Origin of the sequence: Hymenobacter sp. 5317J-9 (genome assembly GCF_022921075.1) — a bacterium.
Taxonomy (GTDB): Bacteria; Bacteroidota; Bacteroidia; order Cytophagales; family Hymenobacteraceae; genus Hymenobacter.
In genome coordinates, this window is sequence record NZ_CP095050.1 from 2,782,769 (window position 1) to 2,805,318 (window position 22,550).

Genomic DNA, 22,550 nt, shown 5'->3' on the forward strand with positions numbered 1-22,550 from the left:
TTTCTGAGTGTATGCGCAACCTGATTCCGGTGCTGCTGAGCGGCGCCCTGCTGGCCAGCTGCCAGTCCAATGACCCCAAAACCGAACGCGAGGCCGTGAACAAAGAGGCCGTGGTGAAATCCGAGGCGGACAGCGCGGCGGGTTCCGCGGCTGCAGTGCCCAGCATTGGCAGCCCCAAGCTGCTCTTCACCCTCGACGACGCCCACAACACCCCCGACGGCTTGGCGCTGGCGCCCAACGGCCACCTCATTTTGTCGGTGCCCAACCTGGCCGACAACAGCCAGCCTGCCTCGCTAATGGAGATTGTGAACGACTCGCTGCGGCCCTTTGCCACCAACCTGCCCGTGGAGCCCACCACCAAAAAAGCCGCGCCCATGGACCTGGCCTTCGGGCCCGATGGCAACCTGTACTACGCCGAAAACCAGTACGAAAACAGCAAGGATTTCAAATCGCGCCTGATGAAGGTGCAGATTCAACACGGCAAGCCCGGCGCCATCACCACCGTGGTCGACAATTTTGCCCTGGCCAATGCCGTGGTGTGGAAGGGCAACACGATTTACGTGACCGACAGCCAATGGGACATGCCCGAAAACGACAAGGGCAGCGCCGTGCTGCGCTTCACCCTGGCCGAGCTGAATAAGGGCGTGGTGCACCTGAAGCCCAAAACCAAGGACCCGCACGTGCTGGCCACCTTCAGCACCAACGTGAATGAAACCGGCGTGGACAACGGCGCCGACGGTCTGGACTACGACAGCAAAGGCAATTTCTACACCGGTTCCTTCGGCGACGGGCGCCTCTACAAAATGACGCTGGCCGCCGACGGCAGCCTCGCCAAGCAGGAAATCCTGACGCTGAAAGGCAAGCAGATTCCCTGCGTCGACGGCCTCATCATCGACCGGACGACGGATAAAATGTACCTCTGCAACTCGCGCGAAAACGCCATCGAAGTAGTGGACCTGCGCAACGGCAACGCCGTGACCACGCTGGCCCAAAACGGCGACACCGACGGCAGCGGCGGCCTCCTCGACCAGCCCGCCGAAGTACTGCTCAAAGGCAAGCGCCTCTACATTTCCGACTTCGACAAGCCGGAAAAGAAATTCGTGAACTCGAAATCAGACGCCCCGCACACCATGTCGGTGATTGATTTGCCGTAGGCGGTATGGCGTCCTGCGAGTGTCAGCGCTTATTTGCAGAACTTAGCCAACCATTCGTCTGCATCTCTGGAACCCAGCGCTTTCACGTGCTGCCAATCGGTACAGGCATTTTGCAGTTGGCTGCTTTCCTTGTAACAAATGGCCCGGTGGTAATAAGCCTCAATATCATACGGATTGAGCTGCACGCAGGCAGATAAATACACGATGGCCGCCGCGTATTCTCCCTGCTTTTGCAGCTTGACGCCCATGTTGTATTTGCTGTCATAATCCATCATTGAGGCAAAAGTGAAATACCGAAACCTGAATTCTTTTTCCACGGCCACCGCTTGGCCATCCAGAACGGCCGGCTGCCACAACCCGTCGGTTTTTTGAACGGCTTTTACAAACTGCCGGTCAAACACCGGGTTTCGGCCCTTGTGAATTTGGATGGTATCGAGCTTGCCTGAAGGCAGCACCACAAAGCTGGCCACGAAAAAGCCGTTGTCCTTCGACGTTTCCTGAAACACCGGCATGTTGGTGCGCAGGAATTCGTCGAATGATGAATTCGCCAAAAGCTCCGGCTTTATTTTTTCGCTTTCCTTATAAACGAGCCTGCCTCGCCGGTAAATAGCCGTTTCCCGCTCAGCAGGCAAGTTATTTTGGTATAGCTGCTCCCGCATAAACGTATATCGGATGGCTGGTTCTTCAAAGCCAACTCTGGCTTCTTCGAGCAAGACCAGCCGTACGCTGTCGATGGCTTCGATGACGTAGGTGTTGATGCCGAAGAGCAGGGATTTGCCCTTAACCGCATAGGTCATGGCAAACCCCTTGTCCCTAAAATCGGCACTTTTAAAGCCCTTGCCCTTTTTGTAAAAGCTGAAGCGTAGATAGGCCTGTTTAGAGCGCAGCGTAATTGGCAACTCGGCGCCCGATTTTGCCTCTAAATGCGTTTTTACCCACGCCCCAAGTAGTAGTTGCTGAGTGGTTTGGCCTCGGGTGGTAGTGCCACTTACAAAAGCAAGAAGTAGAATAAAGCAGGCGTAGTAAATAGAATTTCTCATGCACAGTGCCGTTTTCGAATTCTGCGGCAGAGCAAATTAGTTAGGCAGGGCTTATAGAAGTCAGAAATAAAAGAACTTTCGACGCCTTTTGTCAGCCCGGTCCGCCGCAGAAGCATTCTTGCCGGACTGAGCTGATGGAAGGATTAGTCCTGCAACTCCCAGGCCGTGCGATAGCCGCCAATCTGCTCCACGTACTCAATCAGCGCCTTGAAAAAAGGGTGGGCGCTGAGCGTCGAAGAGTCGCCGACGAGCAGGAGTTTTTTGCGTGCCCGCGTCATGCCCACGTTCATGCGGCGGATGTCGGAGAGGAAGCCGATTTCGCCGTGATTGTTGCTGCGGGTGAGGGTGATGGCGATGATGTCGCGCTCCTGGCCCTGAAACGAATCCACGGTGCCCACGCTGAGCTGGCGGTGCTGCATGAAGCCGCTGAGCTCGTCGTTTTCCTCGATGGCGTCCTTCAAGTAGTTGATTTGGGCGCGGTAGGGGGCAATGACGCCAATGCTAAGCGGGTCTTCCTCATGGTCGGCGGGGTCGTAGGGCTCCAGCAGCTGGGCGAGGCGCTTGAGGAGCAAGTCAGCTTCTTCGGGGTTGGCGGTGGAGCGGCTTTCGGGGATGGTGATTTCCTGGAAGCCGAAGCCGGCCGTGTCGAGGAACTCCACGGGCAGGTCGGGGGCGAAGCGCAGGTCGTAGGCGTCGAGGCCGGCGTGGGCCACGCTTTCGTAGGCTTCGAGGCGGCCGTCGTAGAACTGGTCGGAGCTGAACTGCATGATTTGCTCGTGCATGCGGTACTGCACCGTGAGCATGCGGGCCGTGGTGGGCTGGCGCTTAATGGCTTTCTCGAACAGCGTTTCGCGCAAGGCGCCGGCCTTTTCGCTCTTCACGGTGGGCGGCAGCTGATGATGGTCACCGGCCAGAATCACGCGGTTGCCCTTCGAAATCGGAATCCAGCAGCCCGGCTCCAGGGCCTGGGCGGCCTCGTCGATGAACACCGTTTCGTAGGTGAGATGGCGGATGTTGCGGTTGCTGGCGCCCACCAGCGTACACGTTATCACCTGCACCGATTCGAGCAAGTCCTCGGTGATGTAGCGCTCCAAATCGTCGGCCTGCTGAAACAGCATGCGCGCTTCCTCCTTGAGCTGGCGGCGGTGCTGCTGCTCCTCGTAGCCGAAGTTGCGCACGTATTTGCTGGCGGTTTCGCGGTACTGGTCGGCCGTCTGGCGCATCGAGCGCATCTCGTTGTAGCTCTTGTGGTTCATCACCTGGGCATCGAGGGTATGCTCCAGCAGCAGGTCCGACACCCGCGAGGGGTTGCCCATGCGAATGACGTTCACGCCGCGCTCGGCCAGCTTTTCGGTGAGCAAATCGACGGCCGTGTTGCTCGGCGCGCACACCAGCACGCGCCGCTCGCGCCGGATGGTTTCCAGAATGGCCTGCACCAGGGTGGTGGTTTTGCCGGTGCCGGGCGGGCCGTGGATGATGGCCACGTCCTTGGCCGCTAGCACGTGGCGCACGGCGGACAGCTGGGAGTCGTTCAGCGGGCTGGGATAAAACAGGTCGGCGGTTTTCTCCTCGCGGAAACGCGCTTCTTTGGCGCCCAGCAGGATGTCGCGCAGCTCAGCCAGGCGGTCGCCATAGGCGCCCATCACCTTGCCCAGGGCATAGTCCATCTCGCGGTAGCTCACCTCGTCGAAGGTGAGGTCGATGCCCATTTTATGGCCTTCGGTCACCCAATCGGGCAGGTCTTCCTTGGTAGTGGCGAGCAGCAGTTTGTTGCGCCGCACGCTAGTAATCACGCCACTCAGGGTGGGCCGGTCGGTGGCCGAGCGGCCGGGCACGTTGCCAAACAGCGAGGCATTTTTGCCCACCTGAAACAGGTGCAGGCCCTGCTGGCCGGCGGGCCGTTCCAGCTCCAGCACGACTTTGCCGCCGAAGCCAATTTCTTCCTGCGAAATGGTGACCGGGTACCAGGTGAGGCCGCGCTGCTGCCGCTCGGCAATGCTGGCCTTGGCATTTTTGATTTTGAATTGCTCCAGGTCTTCCAGCTGCTCCAGCTTCATGAGGGCTTGCACCTGGCGCAGCTCTTTTTCGATGGCGTAGGGGTCGACGGGGGCGAAAGTGGGGATGGTATCGGACAAAAGAATGCGGGTTGGGTTCGTTGCTAATGACAACAACGAAACGGCAAGAAATGGTCGGTTAATGGTGGCCCTTTGGAAACCAGATTCCTCTTACGGCGCAATTACCCATATTGGGCAATACATGGTTGGCGTCGAGGGTACGAATGTCGACGTAGCTGATGCTTTTGGACAGTTGCCACTGGTTCGAAGCCGGTACTGCATCGTGCAAAATGGCCAATGCATCTTCGTGGGTCCAGGCAGTTATGCCGAAACGTCGAGGAAAACTCGGTTGCGTTGGCGTCGCAAATTCAATCCAAAATCGAAATGGTCTCATCAGGTTCTAAACCATGCTTCACGTGCCGTCAGCAGAAAGCAAAGGTCGTTGGCGTTAGGTAAACTGCATTAATCGAAACAACCTCCCGCAATAATGCTGGGTTAGCCGGCCATTGTTTGGTCGCAGGCAAGCAAGTGAGGCAGTCGTTATAACTGTCAACCAGTCGCAAATCGGCTACTGTATGGTTTCCTGCGTAGGAACAAGGCATACACCTCAACTTAAATCGGTAGCCAACGGGTGGCGCAGGAGTGTGCCTGTTGGCTTCGCGATTGCCTTTTGCTGCTGTTTATGAATGAGATAATTGAAATTCGCCACCTGCTCAAATCCGACTACGAAGCCCTGAAAGCCGCCATGCTGCTGGCCTACCCGCGCATGCAGAGCTACTGGCCGCGCAAACAGGTCGAGTTGCTCGTCGATTTGTTTCCGGAAGGCCAGTTTGTGCTGACGGTGAACGACGAGATTGTGGCCGCCGCACTGGCCCTGATTGTGAAGCACGACCAATTTGCCGCGGCGCACACGTACCAGGATGTGACGGGCAACTACACCTTTCGCACCCACAGCGCCACCGGCGACACCCTCTACGGCATCGAAGTATTCGTGGTGCCGGCCATGCGGGGCCGCCGGCTGGCCCGCCGCCTCTACGATGCCCGCAAGGAGCTCTGCGAGCGGCTCAACCTGCGCGCCGTTGCCTTCGGGGCGCGCATTCCGGGCTACCACGCCTACATGGATTCCCTCACCCCCAAGCAGTACGTGCAGAAGGTGAAAGACCGCGAAATCGTGGATGCCTCGCTGAATTTTCAGCTGGCCAACGACTTCCATCCGGTGCGGGTGCTGAAGGGCTACCTGCCCGGCGACGCCGCCTCGGGCGACTACGCCCTGCTGATGGAGTGGGACAACATGCTCTATGACACCAGCCCCGTGCCGGCCGTGGCCCAGAAAACCCAGGTGCGCCTGGGCCTGGTGCAGTGGCAGATGCGCCTCTACGAGGGCTTTGATGACATGTTCCAACAAGTGGAATACTTCGTGGATGCGCTGGCGGCCTACCGCGCTGACTTCGCCCTGTTTCCCGAGCTTTTCCACGGCCCGCTGATGGCCGAGGCCAACGAGCTGTCCGAAATCGACGCCATTCGCAAGCTGAGCCAGTTTTCGGACGAAATCCTGGCCCGCTTCACGCAGCTGGCCGTGAAGTACCACATCAACATCATCACCGGCTCGATGCCCGTGCTGGAAGCCGATGGCACCCTGCAGAACGTGGGCTACCTCTGCCGCCGCAACGGCTCGACGGAGCGCTACGAGAAAATCCACGTCACGCCCAACGAGGCCAAGTACTGGGCCCTGCGCGGCGGCACCCGCCTGCAAACCTTCGATACCGACTGCGGGCCCATCGGCGTGCTGATTTGCTACGACGCCGAATTTCCGGAGCTGGCGCGCCTGCTGGCCGACCAGGGCATGAACATCCTGTTCATACCCTTCCTCACCGACACGCAGACGGCTTACTCACGGGTGCGGCACTGCGCGCAGGCCCGCGCCATCGAAAACGAGTGCTACGTGGCCATGGCCGGCTCGGTGGGCAACCTGCCCCGCGTCAAAAACATGGACATTCAGTACGCGCAGTCGGCCGTGCTCACGCCCTGCGACTTCGCCTTCCCCAACACTGGCGTGAAGAGCGAAGCCACCCCAAACACCGAAATGATTCTGGTAACGGACGTCGACCTGAGCATTCTCGATAAGCTGCGCCACAGCGGCAGCGTGCAGAACCTGCGCAACCGCCGCCACGACGTGTATTCCCTAAGTGCCGCTGAGCTCATGCCCAAGCACTAAAAAGTTTCCGCTTGCCTGAACCTATCGTTAGGTTCCGCTGCTGAGCCATTCGGCCAGCCATAGGCCGCCCGCCACCAGGGCCACGCCCACGGCGACCACCACAACCGTCGCCACGCCGATGGCCACCACCCACACCAGGCCCGGCACCTTCTCCATCCTGTCACCGGCTTCAAAGAAACGCATGGGGCAAAGCTACCCCAACCCGCCGCCTGAAAAGGGTGAACGAGAAATTTTGACCGTTTGGATATCTAAACAAACGTCATGCTGAGCGCAGTCGAAGCATCTCTACCGTGAGACTAAAATTATTTTCTTGCGCGGTAGAGATGCTTCGACTGCGCTCAGCATGACGTTATAGAGCCATTTTTAGTAAAACCCAAACGAGTTTTAAGACGCAGGCTACGGGACGGCCTCTGCGCGGGTGCTTTAAGCCACCTCCAGCTTCTGTCCCTGAATGGCTTTGGCCATGAGCTCCGGAAACTTGGCCGGCGTGCAGGCGAAACTGGGGATGCCCAGGGCGCCCATTTTCTCGGCCGCGCCGCGGTCAAAGCTGGGGGCGCCGTCGTCGCTCAGGGCCAGCAGCACCACCACCGTTACGCCGGCTGCTTTGAAAGCGGCGGCGCGCTTTATCATCTCGGCCTCGCCGGCGCCCTCATACAAGTCGCTGATTAGGATGAGAATGGTGTCGGTGGGGCGGGTGATGAGCTGCTCGCAGTAGCGCAGCGCCTGGGGCGTGTCGTTGCCGCCGCCCAGCTGCACGCCAAACAGGATGTCCACCGGGTCGTGGAGGTTTTGGGTGAGGTCCACCACGGCCGTATCGTACACCACCATGTGAGTTTTCACGGCCTTCAGCGACGCCAGCACTGCCCCAAATATGCCCGCGTACACCACCGACGTAGCCATCGAGCCGCTTTGGTCCACGCAGAGCACGATTTCCTTCAGCGCCTGCCCGCGCCGCCCAAAACCCACCAGCCGCTCCGTAATGATGGTTTTGTGGGCGGCCTGGTAGTGTTTCAAGTTGGCCTTGATGGTGGCGCCCCAGTCGATTTCGTGGTAGCGCGGGCGTGGGTTGCGCACGGCCCGGCTCAGGGCGCCCTGCACGGCCTGGCGAAGCGGGTTGCTGAGCTTCTTTTCCAGCTCGCGCACCACGTTGGTGATGACCTCGCGGGCCGTGGCTTTGGCCTTCTGCGGCATTACTCGGCTCAAAGACATGAGGGTGGCCACCAAATGCACGTCGGCCTGCACCGTGCGCATGATTTCCGGCTCCAGCAGCAGCTGGTTGAGGCCCAGGCGCGTCATGGCGTCCTGCTGCATCACGGCTACCACTTCGGTGGGAAAGTACTCCCGAATGTCGCCCAGCCAGCGGCTCACGCGCGGCGCCGAGGCACCCATGCCGACCCTGCGGTTATCCTTGTCTCCGTCGTAGAGGGCGGTGAGCACGTCGTCCATGCGGCCGTAGTCGGGCGGCATCGGCACGGCGTTTTCGGCGTCGGCGGCGCTGCCGAGCACGAGTTTCCAGCGGGTAGGAGTGGTGGGCATTAGCGTAGATAAATGAATTGTAGAGTGTCATGCTGAGCGCAGCCGAAGCATGACCGTTCGGGAACCCTATTCAACGTAAAAAAATCAACTCCCCAGCAGTTCCCGCAGCCCCGGCAGCACGCGCGTCCCGCGCTCCCAGTCAAAAGCAATTTCCATCGCTGCGGCGGGCGTGGCGGCGTCCATGTTCGCGATTTCCAGAATCTTGCGCCGCTCGGGCAGCGAAAAGTCGGTGAAGGCGCGACGTAGCAGGGGCACGATTTCGCGGAAGGTTTCTTCGTTCAGCTCACCCAGCCAGCCATCAAGTAAGTCAAACAATTCGCGGTGGTAGATGAGCAGCAGGCCCGAGCCGCGCAGGAAGCCTTCAGTCCAGGCCGTGGCGTAGCTGGTGGGCTGGGCGGGGGCCAGGGCCAGGCCGAGGGCGGTAGCCGTGGCACTGGCATCGGCTTGCTGGGCATCGAAGAGCAGGCGGGCTGCCGTGCCGGCCAGCAGGCCATTGGTGGCGGCGTTGCGCTGCGCAGCGGCCAAGGCGGCGTACCAGTCGGCCTCGTGCGTGTCGTTTTGCAGCAATCGAATGGCTTGGTGGGTGGCTTCGATGCGTCCCAAAAGGAGTTTGGCGGCATCGTAATCAATGCCCGCGCAGGCGGCAGGAAGACCGATGCAGAGGCGCGGTACTAGCTGCTGCACTACCTGGGCCACCTGCTGGGTGTCAGTGCGGCGCACGTTGCCGTAGCGCAACACCTGGGCCAGCGGGGGCAGGGCGGCCAGCAGGTGGGTCACGTCGCGGGTGTCGGCCCCGATGGTTTCGAGCCGGGCCACCAGCGCCGGAATAGCTGGGCCCAGGTCGGCGCGCAGGGCGTCTTCCAGCAGCTTGCTCACGGCTTCGAGGCTGGTGGCTTCGGCGGCGCGGACGGTGGCGCGAGCGGCGGCGGCGGCGAGCACGGTATTGCCCCAGCGGCCGGCCTCAATCACAGCCAGGGCCATTTCGGGCTCCCATTCCAGCGTCCACATTTCGTGGAAGGTGCCGCTTTTGCCGGCCACTTCCTCCGGCTCGCCCCAGTTGATGTCGAGCAGGCGTAGGCGGTGCAGCAGGTGGCTGCGGTCGAGCTGGGCGGGCTGGCGCAGGTCGAGGTCGAGCGGCTTGGCAATGGCTTCGGGCTTGAGGCGCAGGGTTTTTTGCTGCTGGGCCAGGTCCTGCTGCAAGGGCGTGGCGGGCAAACCGGCGGGCACCTCGCCCAGCTTCACGCCAATCACCAATTCCTTGTGCACCAGCGCCAGCGGCTCGGTGTATCCCCCGCCCAGAATGGCCACGGCGGCTTCCTGCAGCTCGTCGATGCCCGGCAGCGTCAGCCCGCGCACGGCGGCCAGCGCCGCGGCCAGCCGCACGCCCTCAATGGCATGGGCTGAGGAGGCTTCTACGTCCTGCCCGCGCAGCAGGCGCGTGGCCTGCACCATCCAGTGCGTCAGCACTTCGGCGCGCGGCTGGGCAAACAGCAACTCGTACCAGGCCGGCGAGAGCACGCCCGCCCCGTAACCCGAGCTGAAGGAAAGCCGCTCGTAGGTCCACGGAATCCAGGTGGTTTCGGTGGTGACTTTTTTCAGGCCTTTCAGGCGGGCTTTGTCTTCCTTTTTGAACAGCTCGGCCCGCAGCACCGGCGCGTGCCAGGCCCCGCACACCACCGCCACGCGCGGGTAGCCCTGAGCCAGCGTGGCGCGCAGCGTTTCGCGCATAAATGCCTCACGAAGCAAGGTTTCTTCGGTTTCGGGGCGGTGTAGCTCTTCGCGCAGAGCCGTCATCAAATCCAGCACCACGGCGAAGGTGTCGGCATTGCCGGGGGCGTGTTCGAGGTGGGTTTCCCACCACTGCTCAGAGTCGGTGTAGCCGGCCAGGCGGGCGATGTAGGCGACGGGGTCAACCTCCGCGTCCACTTCACCCTCTGACCCCCTCTCCAAAAGAGAGGGGGAACCAGTTTTGCGTTCTTCCGCTTTGTCGGGCGAATCGTCCTCATGAGCCGGTTCCCCCTCTTTTTTGGAGAGGGGGTCAGGGGGTGAGGTGGACGCGGAGGGCGGCAGGTCCGCCACTGCTTCCCGCATCCCAAACCGCAACGCCATCGGCAAATCCATACACCGCACATGCGCCTCGTTCTGAAAGCACCACTGCACCGCCTGCCACTCCGGCGAAAACTCGGCAAACGGTAGAAAGGAAGCCTGCCCTTGCTGTTTAGGGTTGTAAACCAGCAGTGCAACGGGCGGAACCAACTCCGGATGCGTGGCCATGGCTAGGGCTGCTTCAGCATCGGCGGGGCACTCCAGCAGCACAACATCGGGCCGGAAAGCTTCGAGGGCGGCCACGAGGCTGGCAGCGCTGCCGGGGCCGTGGTGGCGAATGCCGAACAGGCGGAGGTCGGTGGGCATGGCAGAACGGGGTTGTTGGGTAGGGCTACAAATGAACAATGTTCGTTCCGACCCGTCCCACGCCTTACTGGAATTTTTCGGCAATTAACTCCATGTTCATGATAGCACCGGCCTTGCCCCCGGCAGCCACAGCGGCCGAGACTGCCCGAAACGGCGTGGTGGCGTCGCCGGCCGCGAACAAGCCAGGCACGCCAGTGCGCTGCATATCATCGACCTGCACATGTCCCATTTCCGTGAAGGCGCAGCCCAATTGCCGGGCCAGGGTACCGGCCTGCTCAAACGGCACCCGGGCAAACACCGCATCGAGCGGATGGGCGGTGCCATCGGCCAGCTGCATGGCCCGTAATTGGCCCTGCGTATGAGCAATGCCGGCGAGTGGCGTTTCCACCACAGCGATGCCGTGGCGGACCAGCGCCTGCTGCTGGGCAGGGTTGAGCGTGGCGGGGCCATCGGTGAAGAGGGTGAGCCGGGGCGACCAGTTGTGAATCAGGCGGACAAATTCGAAGCCCATATCGCCGTTGCCGATAACGCCTAGGCGCTGGTCGCCCACCTCGTAGCCGTGGCAGTAGGGGCAGTGCAGCACCGAAATACCCCAGCACTCGGCAAAGCCGGGCAGGGCGGGCAGCAGGTCGATTACGCCGGTGGCAAGCAGTAGCTTAGGCGCCGTATAGCTGGCCCCAGTCGCCGTTCCAACTTCGAAGCAGCCCGCAACGGCGGTGGCGGTCACGGCCTCCTCGGCCCGCAGCTCGACGGTGGGGTATTGCAGCGTCTGGGCTAGGGCCTGGGCGCGCAGGGCGGCCGGCGTGGCCCCGTCCTGGGTGAGGAAGTTGTGGGAGTGGGGCGTCTGGCGGTTGCAGGGCCGGCCGGTGTCGAGAAGAAGCACGCGGCGGCGGGAGCGGCCCAGTGCCATCGCGGCCGAAAGGCCGGCGTAGCTGCCGCCAATAATAATTGCGTTGAAATCAGGCATTAGTAAGGAAGAAAGCAGGCGTGCGACGAGCGGGCCATTGTGACGGACGCAAGCTGGTTGCTTCCCTTACAGCTTTAGCAATTCGTTGTTAATGCTACTCCACCACCTCCCGGCACGCCCGATACAAATCCTTCCAGCCCTCGCGCTCCTTCGCCACCGTTTCTAAATATTCGAGCCAGACGACGCGGTCGGGGGTGGGGTCTTTGATGACGGCGCCGGTGAGGCCAGCGGCCAGGTCGTGGGCGCGCAGGGTACCGTCGCCGAAGTAAGCGGCCAGGGCCAGGCCGGAGTTCATCACGGAAATGGCCTCGCCGGTGCTCAGGGTGCCGCTGGGCGACTTGAGCTTGGTTTTGCCGTTGTCGGTCACGCCCTGGCGCAGCTCGCGGAAGATGGTGACGAGGCGGCTGATTTGCTCCAGCGCGGGGGCTTCGACGGGCAGCTGAAGGGCCTGGCCCTGTTTGGCCACCCGGGTTTGCACGATGTGCACTTCCTCGGCCAGGGTGGCGGGCAGGGGCAGCACCACGGCGTTGAAGCGGCGGCGCAGGGCACTGCTCAGCTCGTTCACGCCGCGGTCCCGGTCGTTGGCCGTGGCGATGACGTTGAAGCCCTGCCGGGCCTGGATTTCGGTGCTCAGCTCGGGGATGGGCAGCACCTTTTCAGAGAGCATCGTGAGCAGGGTGTCCTGCACGTCGGAGGGGATGCGGGTCAGCTCTTCGATGCGGACGAGCTGGCCGGTTTCCATGCCTTTGTAGAGCGGGCTGGGCACGAGGGCGCTCATGGAAGGGCCCTCGGCGAGCAGGCGGGCGTAGTTCCAGGAGTAGCGGAGGCTGTCTTCGGCGGTGCCGGCGGTGCCCTGCACCAGCAGGTTGGTATGCCCGCTGATGGCGGCCGTAAGGTGCTCGCTCACCCAGCTTTTGGCCGTGCCGGGTACGCCGAGCAGCAGCAGGGCGCGGTCGGTGGCCAGGGTGGCGACGGCAATTTCCATCAGCCGCCGCTGGCCGATATACTTGGGCTCGATTTCAAAACCGTTATCGAGCTTGCCGCCCAGCAAATACGTCACCACGGCCCATGGCGAGAGGTGCCAGCCGGGCGGCTTGGGGCGGCTTTGGTCGAGGGCTTTGAGGGCAGCCAGCTCTTCGGCGTAGAGGTCTTCGGCGTGGGGGCGGAGCAGGGTAGGCGTCATTTTATCTAGGGTATGAGGGTAGGAGAGTGTGTGGGGCGGAGTTAAAGGCACGTCATGCAGAGCGCAGCGAAGCATCTTGCCCGCCACCACTAATTCTGACGATTGGTTTACTTGCTGCGGGCGAGATGCTTCGCTGCGCTCTGCATGACGTGCTTGATAATCATTCAAAATCACTCATTCAGCGAAGATTCCAAATCGGCCTGGAAGCGCAGGGTATCGACAAACGTATGGAGCTGGGGCTGAAATACCGAGTGCACCTGCTCGATGGCTTCGACCTGCTGAATGGCCCAGGCGGCATCGGCGGGCGCGAGGCTGGGAGCCACGGTTTGGGGCAGCAGCCAGGCCAGTTGCCGGAGGTTGTAGGGCGGGGCGTTGTGCTCGTAGAGCACGGCCGTTTTGGTGAGCTTACGGGCAATGGTTTCGAGCACGGCGGCGCTGAGGGCGCGGGGCCAGGGCGCGGGCACGAAGCTCAGGCCCAAGGCCCAATCGTCGTGTTGGCGGCGCACCCGTTCGATGGTGGGCGCGAGCAGAAGCGTGCGTTGCTCGGCAGTGGGCAGCAGGGCGGCCAGCAGGCCCCAGTCGATGCCCCGGGCGCAGTTGGCTTTTTCCAGCGCGGGCAATTCTTCCTGCCACAGCTTAAGAAAGGCGCTGGCGAAGGCGGTATCGCGATGCAGCAGGGTGCTGTGGGCCCAGCTGGGCAGCAACGGCAGCGCCCACTCGGAAGCCAGCGCGGCGGCAAGCAGCTCGCCGGGCGTGAGGTCCAAGTGCGCAGTCCAGCGGCTGGGTGGCAGCAGGCCCACCAGGTTGCCGAGGCGGCCCGCGGCCGGGCCCAGCGTGGTTTGCAGGCCCACGGTGGTACTGATGCGGTATTCGAAGCGCCCGGTGATTTCCTCAATGCCATCGAGCAGCCAAGATTTGTCCCAGGCCGTGGGCAGGATGATGTCGAGCGCGGGCTTGCCCAGGCCCAGCAGCTTGCGCCGGGCCCTGATGAGCGGCGCGGCGCGAGCCCAAAGCCGTTCGGTAAGGGCCGCGCCGGGAATCTGAGCCAGCAACTCCGCGGCCCGGCGGCGCACCTCCTGGCCCCGCGCTTTCAGCAGGGCTTCGAGCGTGGGCTCGGCGTCGGGGTGCAGGTGGTGGGCGAGGATGTCGAGCAGGGCTTCCTGCATTTTGGCGGGCTCGGCGGGCAGCGCAGCTAGAAGCAGGGCCCGCGCCTCATCTGGGGCCTGGGTGAAATGCTGGGTGAGCCAGGCCAGCCGCTGCGGCGTCGTACCGGTTTCCCAAGTGCTGATGCCGGTTTCGACCTGGCCGGTAGCGGCCACTTTATCGGCCAGCTTAACCCATTCAGGGTTCAGCGAGGCCAGCCAGTGGCCGCGTGCGCCGAGCACCGGCCCCAGGACGGCGCGGGTTTCGGTGGAGCGGGTGGCGTGGCGCAGCAGCGGCACCAGTAGGGCAGGGGGCACCAGTAAGTCGCGGCCGGCCAGACGGGTGAGGTAGTCGGGGAGCAATTCCAGATGCAGCGAGTTCACGAGCATCTGATGCAAGTGGTCGGTGCCTTTGGGGCCGACTACGGGCAGCAGTTCGGGCGGTGCCGGCGCGAGTTCCGGCTCCGGGGCAATGGCGGGCTGGTAGCCAGCCTTGCGCATCAACGCCAGCGTGCCGGCCGCTTGCAGCAGCAACTGCTCAGTAGAAGCCGCTGTGGTTGTGTTGCCGAAGCTGGGCGGAGTTTCGCCGCTCTGGCGGGTGCCAAGCAGCGCAATGCGGAGAAGCTGCGGCCCTGAGACCTCACCCTCTGCCCCCTCTCCGCCGGAGTGGGGGCACCGGACTTGCTCCCAATAAGTTCCGCCGCAGAATTGTCCTCATGCATTAGGGTTCCATCCGTCTTGGATGGGGAGGCAGAAATTGAGCTTGCCCAACTACTCAGCGGCCGGAAAGCCTGGCCATCCCATTCGCCAAACAGCGTCAGTGGCGGCCCGCCGCTCGCGGCCAGCAGCTGCCAGGGTGCGTTTTCGTCGGTAAATCTCAGTGGCAGCGTGCCTGCATCGGCGTCATCGTGCAACATCCAGCTGCCATCGGGTAGCGGCATGGGGCGCACCTGGGCCAGCATGGCAGGCCACTCGCGCAGCCAGGGCTGGCGGGCGAGGGCAGTGGCGTAATCATCCAGCAACTTACCGATGGACTGGCCCGCAGGCACCGCACTGACAGGTACCGTTCCATCGAATTTGACCTGTACCGGCGCCGCCCGCAACGGCAGTAAGCCGGGGTAGAAAGTCAGTTCACCCAGGTAGGCGCCGTGCGGCATAAAGGGCGTGTTGAATGGCTGCCCGCCGAATGCAAACTCCAGCACCAAGGCCGTGCGGCCGGAATCGCGCCCGCGCAGCCAGGTGCGGCGGGCCGTTAGCCGGTCTTCTTCCCAGCGGAACTGGCCCAGCACCCGCCAGGCGTCGGCTACCGGCTCGGTATTGACCAGCAGGTCCTCTTTTTTTAGATTGACGCCGACTTGCTGGAGAACTTCGGCGCGGGCGTCGGGGCCGAGGTTGGGGAGGTTGAGAAAGGCCCGGGCCAGCAGGAATAGCTCGCCGAGGCGGCCCAGCAGGCGGGCGGGCCAGTCGGCATGGGCGTGGCGCAGCGTGGCCAGCTCGCGCACGGTGGCGGCCAGGCCGGGCAGCTGGTTGTCGACCAATCGGGCGGCCTGGCTTTCCCAGAAATTATTCGGCTGCTTGTCGAGCGTGGCCAGGCCGGCGCGCATCAGGTCTTCGAGCCAGGCCACGAGGTCTTCGGCCCCGGCGCTCATGCGGGCCAGGCGCTTGGGGTCGACGGCCGGAGCCGACTGCGTTTGCAGCGCCGTTTCGGCAGCCTCGTCCGCCGCCGGTGCATTTTCGGAAAGCGCCGCGTCAGCTTCTGATGCTCCTGCCAGTCGCTCAGTTGCGGCGGCCGCTTTGGCGGCTGGCTTCTCAGCTTTTTTCTCTTGGGTTTGCTGGCGCTTCTCCAGCCATTCACCAAGCCAGGCGGGCGGAGTGCTGGCGCCGAAAAGCTCTGGCTGGCGAGCCATGAGCAGCAACAGGCCCGCGCCGTGCTTGCAGGGAAAAACCCGGCTGGGGCAGCTGCATTTGAAGGCTGGCTCCGTGAGGTCGATGCCGGTGCGGTAGGGCTTGCTGCCGCTGCCGGCGCAGTCGCCCCAGGCGGCCGTGTCGGTGCGGCCCAGGTTGGACCATTTGGCGGGTTTCAGCAGCTCCTGGCCTCTTTTTAGCGTGTCGGGGTCGGTGATGAGGGCGTGGGCCTGCGCTTCGGAGTAGGTAATCATGCGGGGCGGGGTAGGGCCCAAAAGTATGCAGCGCACGCGCTAGCTCGGGTAACTTGCGACAACGCATTTCGCCCTTCCCCAGGGTAGCGCAGGAGCGGCCGGCTACGCGAAAAAGTCGTCCGGGTCGGCTTGGCTCAGGTACTGGCGCAGCTGGGTGAGCGAGCCAAAATACGGCAGCACGCACGCCAGAAACTGCTCGGCAATGGCCGCGTTGCTGGCATAAGCCACGAAAGCAGTGCCGCTTTCGGTGAACTCCAGCTCCTCAAGCAGCGCCGGGCAGTGCTCTTCCACAATGGTTTCGAGGTGCTCGGCCCACGAAGCGGGCGTGCCACCGAAGCCAAAGTGCTGAAACAGGGCATAATAGTCCTCGAGCCCGCCCACATCGGCAAAAACCAGCATTTCGTACTCGGGAGAGATGGGCGGCGGGGCAGGAGCAAGCTGAAACGGAAACGTGGTCGACATGCGGCGAAGGTACAGCGGGCCCCGTAGCGTAGCCCCTGCAAGTCCGCGCAGCGCCCATATTCTGTAATGCGCGGACTCGTCGCGTCCGCGCTACAGCGGTTTACTTGCTCCAGGTGCGCACGTAGCGCTCCTGCGGGTCGTAGCGCCGGGCCTGCTGGGCCACGTCGAAGGCGGTGTCGCGCACGTCGGTGCCGGTGCCGGCGATGTACTTCCAGTTGCCCCAGTTCGAGGCCGCGTCGTGGTCGATAAGCTGGTGCTCGAACCAGGCCGCGCCCCAGCGCCAGTCCTGGTGCAGGTCGTGAATGAGGTAGCTGGCCACGTTCTGCCGGCCGCGGTTGCTCATGAAGCCGGTGGCGGCCAGCTCGCGCATGTTGGCATCCACAAAGGCATTGCCGGTGCGCCCGGCAGCCCAGTCATCAAACACGGTTTTATCGGGCTGAATGGGCTTGGGCACCTGCCCGCGCAGGCCGCGCCAGCGGAAAAAGTCGGGCCCCGCCTTGTGGGCCAGCAGGCGAAAATAGTCGCGCCACAACAGTTCCAGCCGCAGTTGCAGGGCCCCTTTGCTGCGGGCGCCGTGGGCGGCGTCGTACCCATCAATAGCCGCCCAAATCTGGCGGGCCGAAAGGCTGCCGTTGGCCAGCCAGGGCGAAAACTTCGTGCTGAAGGCCTCGCCCAGCATCTGGTTGCGGGTGTCGTCGTAGCGGCCAATGAGGTGGCGCTCCACGGCGTAGTCGTGCAGGCGGGCTAGGCCGGCGGTTTCGCCCCCGCCCAGCGCCGGCAGGGCCGAGCGGCGGTCGGCCACCGGAAGCACCGGCTGCGGCAGACCCAGCTGCGCCGTTAGCTCTGCGGCCGTGGGCAGCGGCGCGGGCCCAAAACCGGCTGGCAGCGGCGGCAGCTGGCGCGGCGGGGGCAGTGGCGGGCGCACCGTCATCTTCGAAAATACCTCAAACCGAAACTTGCTGAACGAAACCGGCAGCTGGTGCAGCGGAATGGGCAGGTCGGCGGGGTGCAGCAGCGTGAGGGTTTCGAAGCAGCGCAGCGGCACCTGCGGGCCCAGCGCCGCCGCCACGGCATCTTCGGCTTCCTCTTCCTCGGTGGTGTGCTCGGCGCTGGCGTGCACGGCCGCCGCGCCCAGCTGGCGGGCCAGCGCGGGCAAGGCCTCCTCGGGCCGGCCCACCATGAAGTGGATGCCGGAGCCCAGCGTTGCGTAGCGCCGCTGCAAGTCGGCTAGGGCTTCGAGGAGAAAAGGCAGGCGGTGGGGGCCGGTACGCGGCAGGCCCAGGTAGGCGTCGGGTCCGTGGGCCACGGGGTCGAAGCAATACACGGGCAGCAGCGCGGTGGTAGTGGCGGGCAGCGCGGCCAGGGCTTCGTTGTCGTGCAGGCGCAGGTCGTTGCGCAGCCAGTAGAGGACGGTCATGCGGGGTATGAAAACGGGTCGCTAGCTTAACAGACGGGGGCCGTTTTCTTCCCGGCTACTTCTTGGCTTTTGGCAATCGGCGCCGCCGCAAGGCCACCACCAGCCCCACGCACACCGCCGACAGCCCGGCAATAAGGGCATCGCGCACAAAATGGCCCTGTTTGGCCTCGGTCACCTCGGCTTCGAGGTCGCGCTGCTTGGCCACGTGCTGCCGTTCGCGCTGGCGCAGGTTTTCGGCCTCGTTTTCCAGTTCGGAGAGGCGTTGCGACGTTACGTTGCGGTCGCCGCGGCTGGTGTTTTGCAACTGCGTGGTGGTGGCCGCCAGGCGCACCGAAGTGGTTTTGGCCTCCTGGGCGGTGCGATTGAGCACGTCCACAATCTGCTGGTCTTTGTCGACGATGCCCTGCAAGGCATCCACCACTTCCTGCAGGTCTTTCTTGGAAGGCTTGTTGCCGAACAGGCTGTGGCGCTGGGCGCTGGCCTCGGCGTAGCGGCGCGTGAGGACGGCGCGCTCGCGCAGCAGGCCGGCCAGGGGGCTGTCGGGGTTCATGGCCGCAGGTGCGCTATCCTGGGCAAACACGGCGGCCACGGGCGCCACAGCCAGCCCCACAAGCAACGTCAAAGTGACCAAAAACCGGTTTTTGGTAAGCTGGGGCGTAATTTCGGGCTTTGCTAGCAAGGGAAAAGGGAAAGCAACCATCATCAACTTATTGGGCATGAGTAATAAAACGTGGGTTTGGCTGGGCGTATTGGGACTGTGGGCCGGCGGGTGCAGCAGCACCCGCAAGGCCCCGCCTTTGTACGGTGGTACGACAACCCTGCCCGCCGGGGCTAACGAAACCGGCAGCGCGGTAGTGCTGCCCTTCGTGGTGCGGGAGGTCAGCGACGACGAAACGTACGGCTATTCCGAAAAGAACCCCATCCGCGTGGGCGGTGGCCGCTCGGCCGGGGTACGTAACCAACTGCGCTACTTAAACGCCCTGAAAGGCCCGCAGGGCCAGGCCGTTACTTACGAGCGCAAGGCCAGCTGCTGCCCGTTCCGCACGCGCCGCGGCGTGGTCGATAACTCCGCCCTGCTCGATGTGTACGCCGTGACCTGGACCGGCAACGCCACCCCCGTCACGCTTTACCTGAACATGTACCGCGGCGGCAAGCTGCTGGCCCCGCGCGGCTTCACGGGCGCCCGGTAGCCGGTCCCGGCCCGCCGGTTTGGGCTGAAAAAGCGTTACTTTTAACAGTCCGGCCCTCGATTTCTGCTTTTATGTCTGCCCCGTACTACGCGCTTCTTGCGGCGCTGGCCTCTGCCCCGGCCGCTCTGCCCGCCGACCAATTACCGCAGCTGCGCAAGCTGCTGGAAAAAGTGCTGCGCGACGAGTGCAAAAGCCAGAACACGCCCTTCGTCGACCTGAGCCAGGCCATCGGGCAGGTGAGCTACCAACGCGGGCTGCCCGCTGCTCTGCGCAGCCAGCTGCAGGCCCTGCGCCTGGCCGCCAACCTGGTGCTGCACGAAAGCTACGCCGGCACGCCCACCGAAGTGGCTGCCGGTTTTGCCGCCCTGGCTGCGCTGGTGCTGCACCTCACCGGCGAAGTGTATGAGGGCCCGCGCCTGCCTGAAATCCCGGAATCTGGCCCGGAGATGCCCGCCTTGCCGCCCGTCGGTTCCGTCGGGTTTGTACCCGCCGAAAGTGCCCAGCCCGGCGCCACGTGGCGCGTCATCGTGCTGCACGTAGATGAGCCGCGCCACGAAATGACCGTCGAAATGGCTACGCCGACCGACGGCTGCCCCGCCGCGCCCTTTCAGCTGCTGCTGCCGGAAGCCTACGAAAACCTGTATGCGCTGGCGGCGGCGCTGCACCCCACGCTGCACCTAATCGGGCCGGTGTTGCAGCCCGATTGCCGGGTGTGCCCGCGGCGCGTGGTGCTGGAGCCCGATTACCTCGTCAGCGTGACCACCATTGCCGAGTGCGCCCAGGCCACGGCCACCATTCCGGAGTGGGCGCTGATGAACGCCTTTCTGCCCGACGATACTTCTCGCCCGCTGGTGGTCGGAAACCTGGTGAACCTGCTGCTGGACGAAGAAGTGAGCCACGCGGCCCAGCAGGCGGAAATCGCGGCGTTGGCTGATGCCGACACTGTTTTGGCTGCCGGCCCTGCCGTTGGCTCGGGCCGCTTTGTTGAAGAGTTTGACCTGGAAAAGTTCTTTAAGCAGCGCTTATTTCGCGCCGCGCCGCTGGCCATCAGCACGCTGCCGGAATTTCAGACGCGCACCGGCGTGCCCGAGCTGCTCAACGACCTGCGCCGCCACCACCGCACCCTGCGCGAAACGAGGGTGCAGGGCTTTGTGGCCCAAAGCCGCACCGGCTACCAGCAGGAACCTCTGCGCCTGGCCGACTGCTTTCTGGAACCCACCTTCCTCTCGGCCACATACGGCCTGCAAGGCCGCCTCGACCTGCTGCACGAAAGCGCCACCGGCTACGACCTGGTAGAGCTGAAAAGCTCTACGAAAGTGCCCCACGCCGAGCCCTGGAGCAACCACGCCGCCCAGGCCCAGCTCTACCGCCTGCTGCTCGAATCGGTGTTTGGGGCCGATGGCGAGACGGCCGGCCGGGGCCGCACCAGCATCTTGTATTCCAACGCGGCCAGCGGCCAGCCCGCCGTGCGCCGCGTCGACCAGAACCAGGAACTGATTGACCGCCTACTCTCGGCCCGAAACCAGCTGGTGGGCATCGAGCTGCAGCTGGCCCGCGCCACCGGCCCGGTGCAAACGGCCCGCTTGCTGGCACCCGTGCTCCACCCCAATCTCGCGGCGCTGCCCCCATTTGGCAAAGCCAAAGCCGAAAAAGTGGCCAACGCCTGGGCCGCCGCCGAACGGGTGGAGCGCGCCTATTGCCTGGAGCTGGCCCGCTTCACCGCCCGCGAAATGCGCTTGACGCTGCTCGGCGACGAGGCCCGGCCCGGTGATGCGGGCGGCCAGGCCGGCCTATGGCGCCTGCCGCAGGCCCGCAAATTCCAGAATTTCAGCCTGCTCGATGACCTGGTGCTGCTGGAAGACAACAGCAACGCCCCCGACGACGCCCGCGACGGCCTGGGCCCTCACCTCATTTTTCAGCGCCCTGCCGAAGGCCGCGAGGTAAATTTCCGGGCCGGCGACACGCTGATACTCTACCCCCGCCGGCGTCAGGCTCGCGAAGAAGCCGCGGCTGACCCCGATAACAAAACACTGACGGTGCTCGATGCCCAGGTGGTGAAAGTGGTGCTGGCCGAGGACCTCAGCGCCGATGGCCGCGTGGTGCTGAGCGTGCGCAACCGCCGCATGGCGCCGCGCTATCTTCAGGGCCACTCGCACTGGGCCCTCGAGCCCGATACCTACGACACCTTCCGGCGTGAGTGGGCGGGCTTGTCGGCCTTCCTGAGTTTGGCGCCGGAGCGCCGCAAGCGTCTGCTGGGCCGCACTGGCCCCCGCGAGCCCGAGGAATGGAGCCCCGGCGCGCCCCCGGCTACCTCTGCCAAAGAAGTGGTGGCCCGGGCCCTGGCGGCCCCCGACTGGTTTGTGCTGTGCGGCCCGCCTGGCACCGGCAAAACCCGCGCGGTGCTGCGCGAGCTGGCCGTGAACTTGTACCAGGAACATAAGCAAGTGCTGCTGGCCGCCTACACCAACCGCGCCGTAGACGAAATCTGTGAGCAGCTGGTCGACGCCGGCTTGCCGTTCATTCGGGTGGGCTCGCGGCTGGGCACGGCACCGGCTTATCGGCCTTACCTGCTCGACAACATGCTGCGCGACTGCACCAGCCGCCAGATGGTGCGCGGGCGCCTCACCACCTGCCCGTTCTACGTGGGCACGGTGGCCAGCCTGCTGGGCAAGCCCGAGCTGTTCATGTTGAAGCAGTTCGACCTGGCCGTGGTCGACGAAGCCAGCCAGGTGCTGGAGTCGCCCATGCTGGCCCTGCTGGCCAAGGTGCCCAAGTTCATCCTCATCGGCGACCACCGCCAGCTGCCGGCCGTGGTGGCCCAGGAGCCCGAAGCCAGCGCCGTAGCCCCCGAGGTAGCCAAGCTGCTGCGCGACGAGCTGGGCCTCACCAACCTGCGCAATTCCTATTTCGAGCGCCTGTTCCGGCGCGCCGAGGCCCACTGGCCACACGCCCACGGCACCCTGGCCGACCAGTACCGCATGCACCAGGAGCTGGCCGTGCTCGTGAATGAAGACTTTTACGAAAACCAGCTGCGCTGCCCGCTGCCCTGGCAGGAGGCCCCGCTCAATCGCGCTCACTGGCCTGCGCCGGCCGATGCGTTTGCGGCTTCGCTACGGGCGCAGCGCGTGGTGTTTGTGCCCACTGAGCGCCTGCCGGAGGATTTGTCGATGAAGGAATCGGCGCAGGAGGCCGACTTGGCGGGACGGGCCGCCGCCTACGTGGCCCAGGGCTACGGGGCCGATTTCAACCCCGAAACCACGCTGGGCATCATCGCCAGCTACCGCAACCAGGCGGCCCGCATTCGGGTGCGGCTGGCTCAACTGGCCCTGGAGCTCGACCTGCCGGGCCTGACGCAGGTCAGCGTCGACACCGTGGAGCGCTACCAGGGCAGCCAGCGCGAGGTCATCATCGTGAGCTTCTGCTGCCACCACGAGCACCAGCTCGAACTCATGGTGTCGCCCGACGAGAGCGGGCAGGTCGACCGCAAGCTGAACGTGGCACTCACGCGGGCCCGTCAGCAGCTGGTGTTGCTCGGCAACGAGGCTGTACTGAAACGGGCGCCGCACCACGCGGCCCTGTTGGCCCGGGTGCGGCGCCCGCTCTAGGAGTCAGGCCCCTA

16 protein-coding genes are annotated in these 22,550 nt (G+C 64.0%); 4 read left to right on the forward strand and 12 right to left on the reverse strand.

Annotation, left to right across the window (positions count from 1 at the left end; genetic code table 11):
* Window positions 1–11: 11 nt before the first annotated feature.
* Window positions 12–1,154 carry a hypothetical protein gene (locus MUN81_RS11790; protein ID WP_245110607.1) on the forward strand — a complete coding sequence of 381 codons (1,143 nt, stop codon included), beginning with the start codon at window positions 12–14 and terminating at the stop codon, window positions 1,152–1,154.
* Between the two features lie 29 nt (window positions 1,155–1,183).
* Here the strand turns inward: MUN81_RS11790 and MUN81_RS11795 are convergent, their stop codons facing one another.
* Window positions 1,184–2,194 carry an energy transducer TonB gene (locus MUN81_RS11795; RefSeq protein ID WP_245110608.1) on the reverse strand — a complete coding sequence of 337 codons (1,011 nt, stop codon included), beginning with the start codon at window positions 2,192–2,194 and terminating at the stop codon, window positions 1,184–1,186.
* Between the two features lie 143 nt (window positions 2,195–2,337).
* Window positions 2,338–4,329 carry an AAA domain-containing protein gene (locus tag MUN81_RS11800; protein ID WP_245110610.1) on the reverse strand — a complete coding sequence of 664 codons (1,992 nt, stop codon included), beginning with the start codon at window positions 4,327–4,329 and terminating at the stop codon, window positions 2,338–2,340.
* 601 nt (window positions 4,330–4,930) lie between these two features.
* Between MUN81_RS11800 and MUN81_RS11805 the strand changes: the two genes are divergently transcribed.
* On the forward strand, window positions 4,931–6,463 hold the full coding sequence (locus MUN81_RS11805; protein WP_245110612.1) for a carbon-nitrogen hydrolase family protein: 1,533 nt from the start codon (window positions 4,931–4,933) through the stop codon (window positions 6,461–6,463).
* Window positions 6,464–6,490: 27 nt separating this feature from the next.
* On the opposite strand, the gene MUN81_RS22715 is transcribed toward MUN81_RS11805, so the two are convergent.
* The 10 genes from MUN81_RS22715 to MUN81_RS11850 all read right to left on the reverse strand — a co-directional run bounded on the left by MUN81_RS22715 (window position 6,491) and on the right by MUN81_RS11850 (window position 18,420).
* Window positions 6,491–6,619 (reverse strand): hypothetical protein, encoded by a 129-nt coding sequence (locus tag MUN81_RS22715; RefSeq protein ID WP_280638186.1) that lies wholly within the window; start codon window positions 6,617–6,619, stop codon window positions 6,491–6,493.
* A gap of 267 nt (window positions 6,620–6,886) precedes the next feature.
* Window positions 6,887–7,999, reverse strand: a complete 1,113-nt coding sequence (locus tag MUN81_RS11810) for a VWA domain-containing protein (protein ID WP_245110613.1) — start codon at window positions 7,997–7,999, stop codon at window positions 6,887–6,889.
* A gap of 84 nt (window positions 8,000–8,083) precedes the next feature.
* Window positions 8,084–10,411 carry a DUF5682 family protein gene (locus tag MUN81_RS11815; RefSeq protein ID WP_245110615.1) on the reverse strand — a complete coding sequence of 776 codons (2,328 nt, stop codon included), beginning with the start codon at window positions 10,409–10,411 and terminating at the stop codon, window positions 8,084–8,086.
* 64 nt (window positions 10,412–10,475) lie between these two features.
* Window positions 10,476–11,378, reverse strand: coding sequence for an NAD(P)/FAD-dependent oxidoreductase (locus tag MUN81_RS11820; RefSeq protein ID WP_245110617.1), 903 nt, complete (start codon window positions 11,376–11,378; stop codon window positions 10,476–10,478).
* Window positions 11,379–11,472: 94 nt separating this feature from the next.
* Window positions 11,473–12,561 carry an AAA family ATPase gene (locus MUN81_RS11825; protein ID WP_245110618.1) on the reverse strand — a complete coding sequence of 363 codons (1,089 nt, stop codon included), beginning with the start codon at window positions 12,559–12,561 and terminating at the stop codon, window positions 11,473–11,475.
* A 170-nt stretch (window positions 12,562–12,731) separates the two neighbouring features.
* Window positions 12,732–14,237: a DUF5691 domain-containing protein gene (locus MUN81_RS11830; protein ID WP_245110620.1), complete on the reverse strand. Its 1,506-nt coding sequence runs from the start codon at window positions 14,235–14,237 to the stop codon at window positions 12,732–12,734.
* Window positions 14,204–15,862 carry a hypothetical protein gene (locus MUN81_RS11835; RefSeq protein WP_245110621.1) on the reverse strand — a complete coding sequence of 553 codons (1,659 nt, stop codon included), beginning with the start codon at window positions 15,860–15,862 and terminating at the stop codon, window positions 14,204–14,206. Before MUN81_RS11835 ends, MUN81_RS11830 begins: the two co-directional genes overlap by 34 nt.
* 102 nt (window positions 15,863–15,964) lie before the next feature.
* The gene (locus MUN81_RS11840; RefSeq protein WP_245110623.1) at window positions 15,965–16,324 is read right to left on the reverse strand and encodes a hypothetical protein; all 360 of its coding nucleotides are present in this window, start codon (window positions 16,322–16,324) and stop codon (window positions 15,965–15,967) included.
* 100 nt (window positions 16,325–16,424) lie between these two features.
* Window positions 16,425–17,741, reverse strand: coding sequence for a DASH family cryptochrome (locus MUN81_RS11845; protein ID WP_245110625.1), 1,317 nt, complete (start codon window positions 17,739–17,741; stop codon window positions 16,425–16,427).
* A 55-nt stretch (window positions 17,742–17,796) separates the two neighbouring features.
* On the reverse strand, window positions 17,797–18,420 hold the full coding sequence (locus tag MUN81_RS11850; protein WP_245110627.1) for a hypothetical protein: 624 nt from the start codon (window positions 18,418–18,420) through the stop codon (window positions 17,797–17,799).
* Between the two features lie 37 nt (window positions 18,421–18,457).
* Between MUN81_RS11850 and MUN81_RS11855 the strand changes: the two genes are divergently transcribed.
* Window positions 18,458–18,931: a hypothetical protein gene (locus tag MUN81_RS11855; RefSeq protein ID WP_245110629.1), complete on the forward strand. Its 474-nt coding sequence runs from the start codon at window positions 18,458–18,460 to the stop codon at window positions 18,929–18,931.
* Between the two features lie 71 nt (window positions 18,932–19,002).
* Window positions 19,003–22,536: an AAA domain-containing protein gene (locus MUN81_RS11860; protein ID WP_245110631.1), complete on the forward strand. Its 3,534-nt coding sequence runs from the start codon at window positions 19,003–19,005 to the stop codon at window positions 22,534–22,536.
* Window positions 22,537–22,550 lie beyond the last annotated feature (14 nt).

Bases quoted from the DNA above. Each gene is read 5' to 3' on its own strand.
- MUN81_RS11805 (WP_245110612.1), top strand. From the start codon at position 4,931: ATGAATGAGATAATTGAAATTCGCCACCTGCTCAAATCCGACTACGAA.
- MUN81_RS11855 (WP_245110629.1), top strand. From the start codon at position 18,458: ATGAGTAATAAAACGTGGGTTTGGCTGGGCGTATTGGGACTGTGGGCC.
- MUN81_RS11835 (WP_245110621.1), bottom strand. From the start codon at position 15,862: ATGATTACCTACTCCGAAGCGCAGGCCCACGCCCTCATCACCGACCCC.
- MUN81_RS11815 (WP_245110615.1), bottom strand. From the start codon at position 10,411: ATGCCCACCGACCTCCGCCTGTTCGGCATTCGCCACCACGGCCCCGGC.
- MUN81_RS11790 (WP_245110607.1), top strand. From the start codon at position 12: ATGCGCAACCTGATTCCGGTGCTGCTGAGCGGCGCCCTGCTGGCCAGC.
- MUN81_RS11810 (WP_245110613.1), bottom strand. From the start codon at position 7,999: ATGCCCACCACTCCTACCCGCTGGAAACTCGTGCTCGGCAGCGCCGCC.
- MUN81_RS11820 (WP_245110617.1), bottom strand. From the start codon at position 11,378: ATGCCTGATTTCAACGCAATTATTATTGGCGGCAGCTACGCCGGCCTT.
- MUN81_RS11845 (WP_245110625.1), bottom strand. From the start codon at position 17,741: ATGACCGTCCTCTACTGGCTGCGCAACGACCTGCGCCTGCACGACAAC.
- MUN81_RS11840 (WP_245110623.1), bottom strand. From the start codon at position 16,324: ATGTCGACCACGTTTCCGTTTCAGCTTGCTCCTGCCCCGCCGCCCATC.
- MUN81_RS22715 (WP_280638186.1), bottom strand. From the start codon at position 6,619: ATGGAGAAGGTGCCGGGCCTGGTGTGGGTGGTGGCCATCGGCGTGGCG.
- MUN81_RS11795 (WP_245110608.1), bottom strand. From the start codon at position 2,194: ATGAGAAATTCTATTTACTACGCCTGCTTTATTCTACTTCTTGCTTTT.
- MUN81_RS11825 (WP_245110618.1), bottom strand. From the start codon at position 12,561: ATGACGCCTACCCTGCTCCGCCCCCACGCCGAAGACCTCTACGCCGAA.
- MUN81_RS11860 (WP_245110631.1), top strand. From the start codon at position 19,003: ATGTCTGCCCCGTACTACGCGCTTCTTGCGGCGCTGGCCTCTGCCCCG.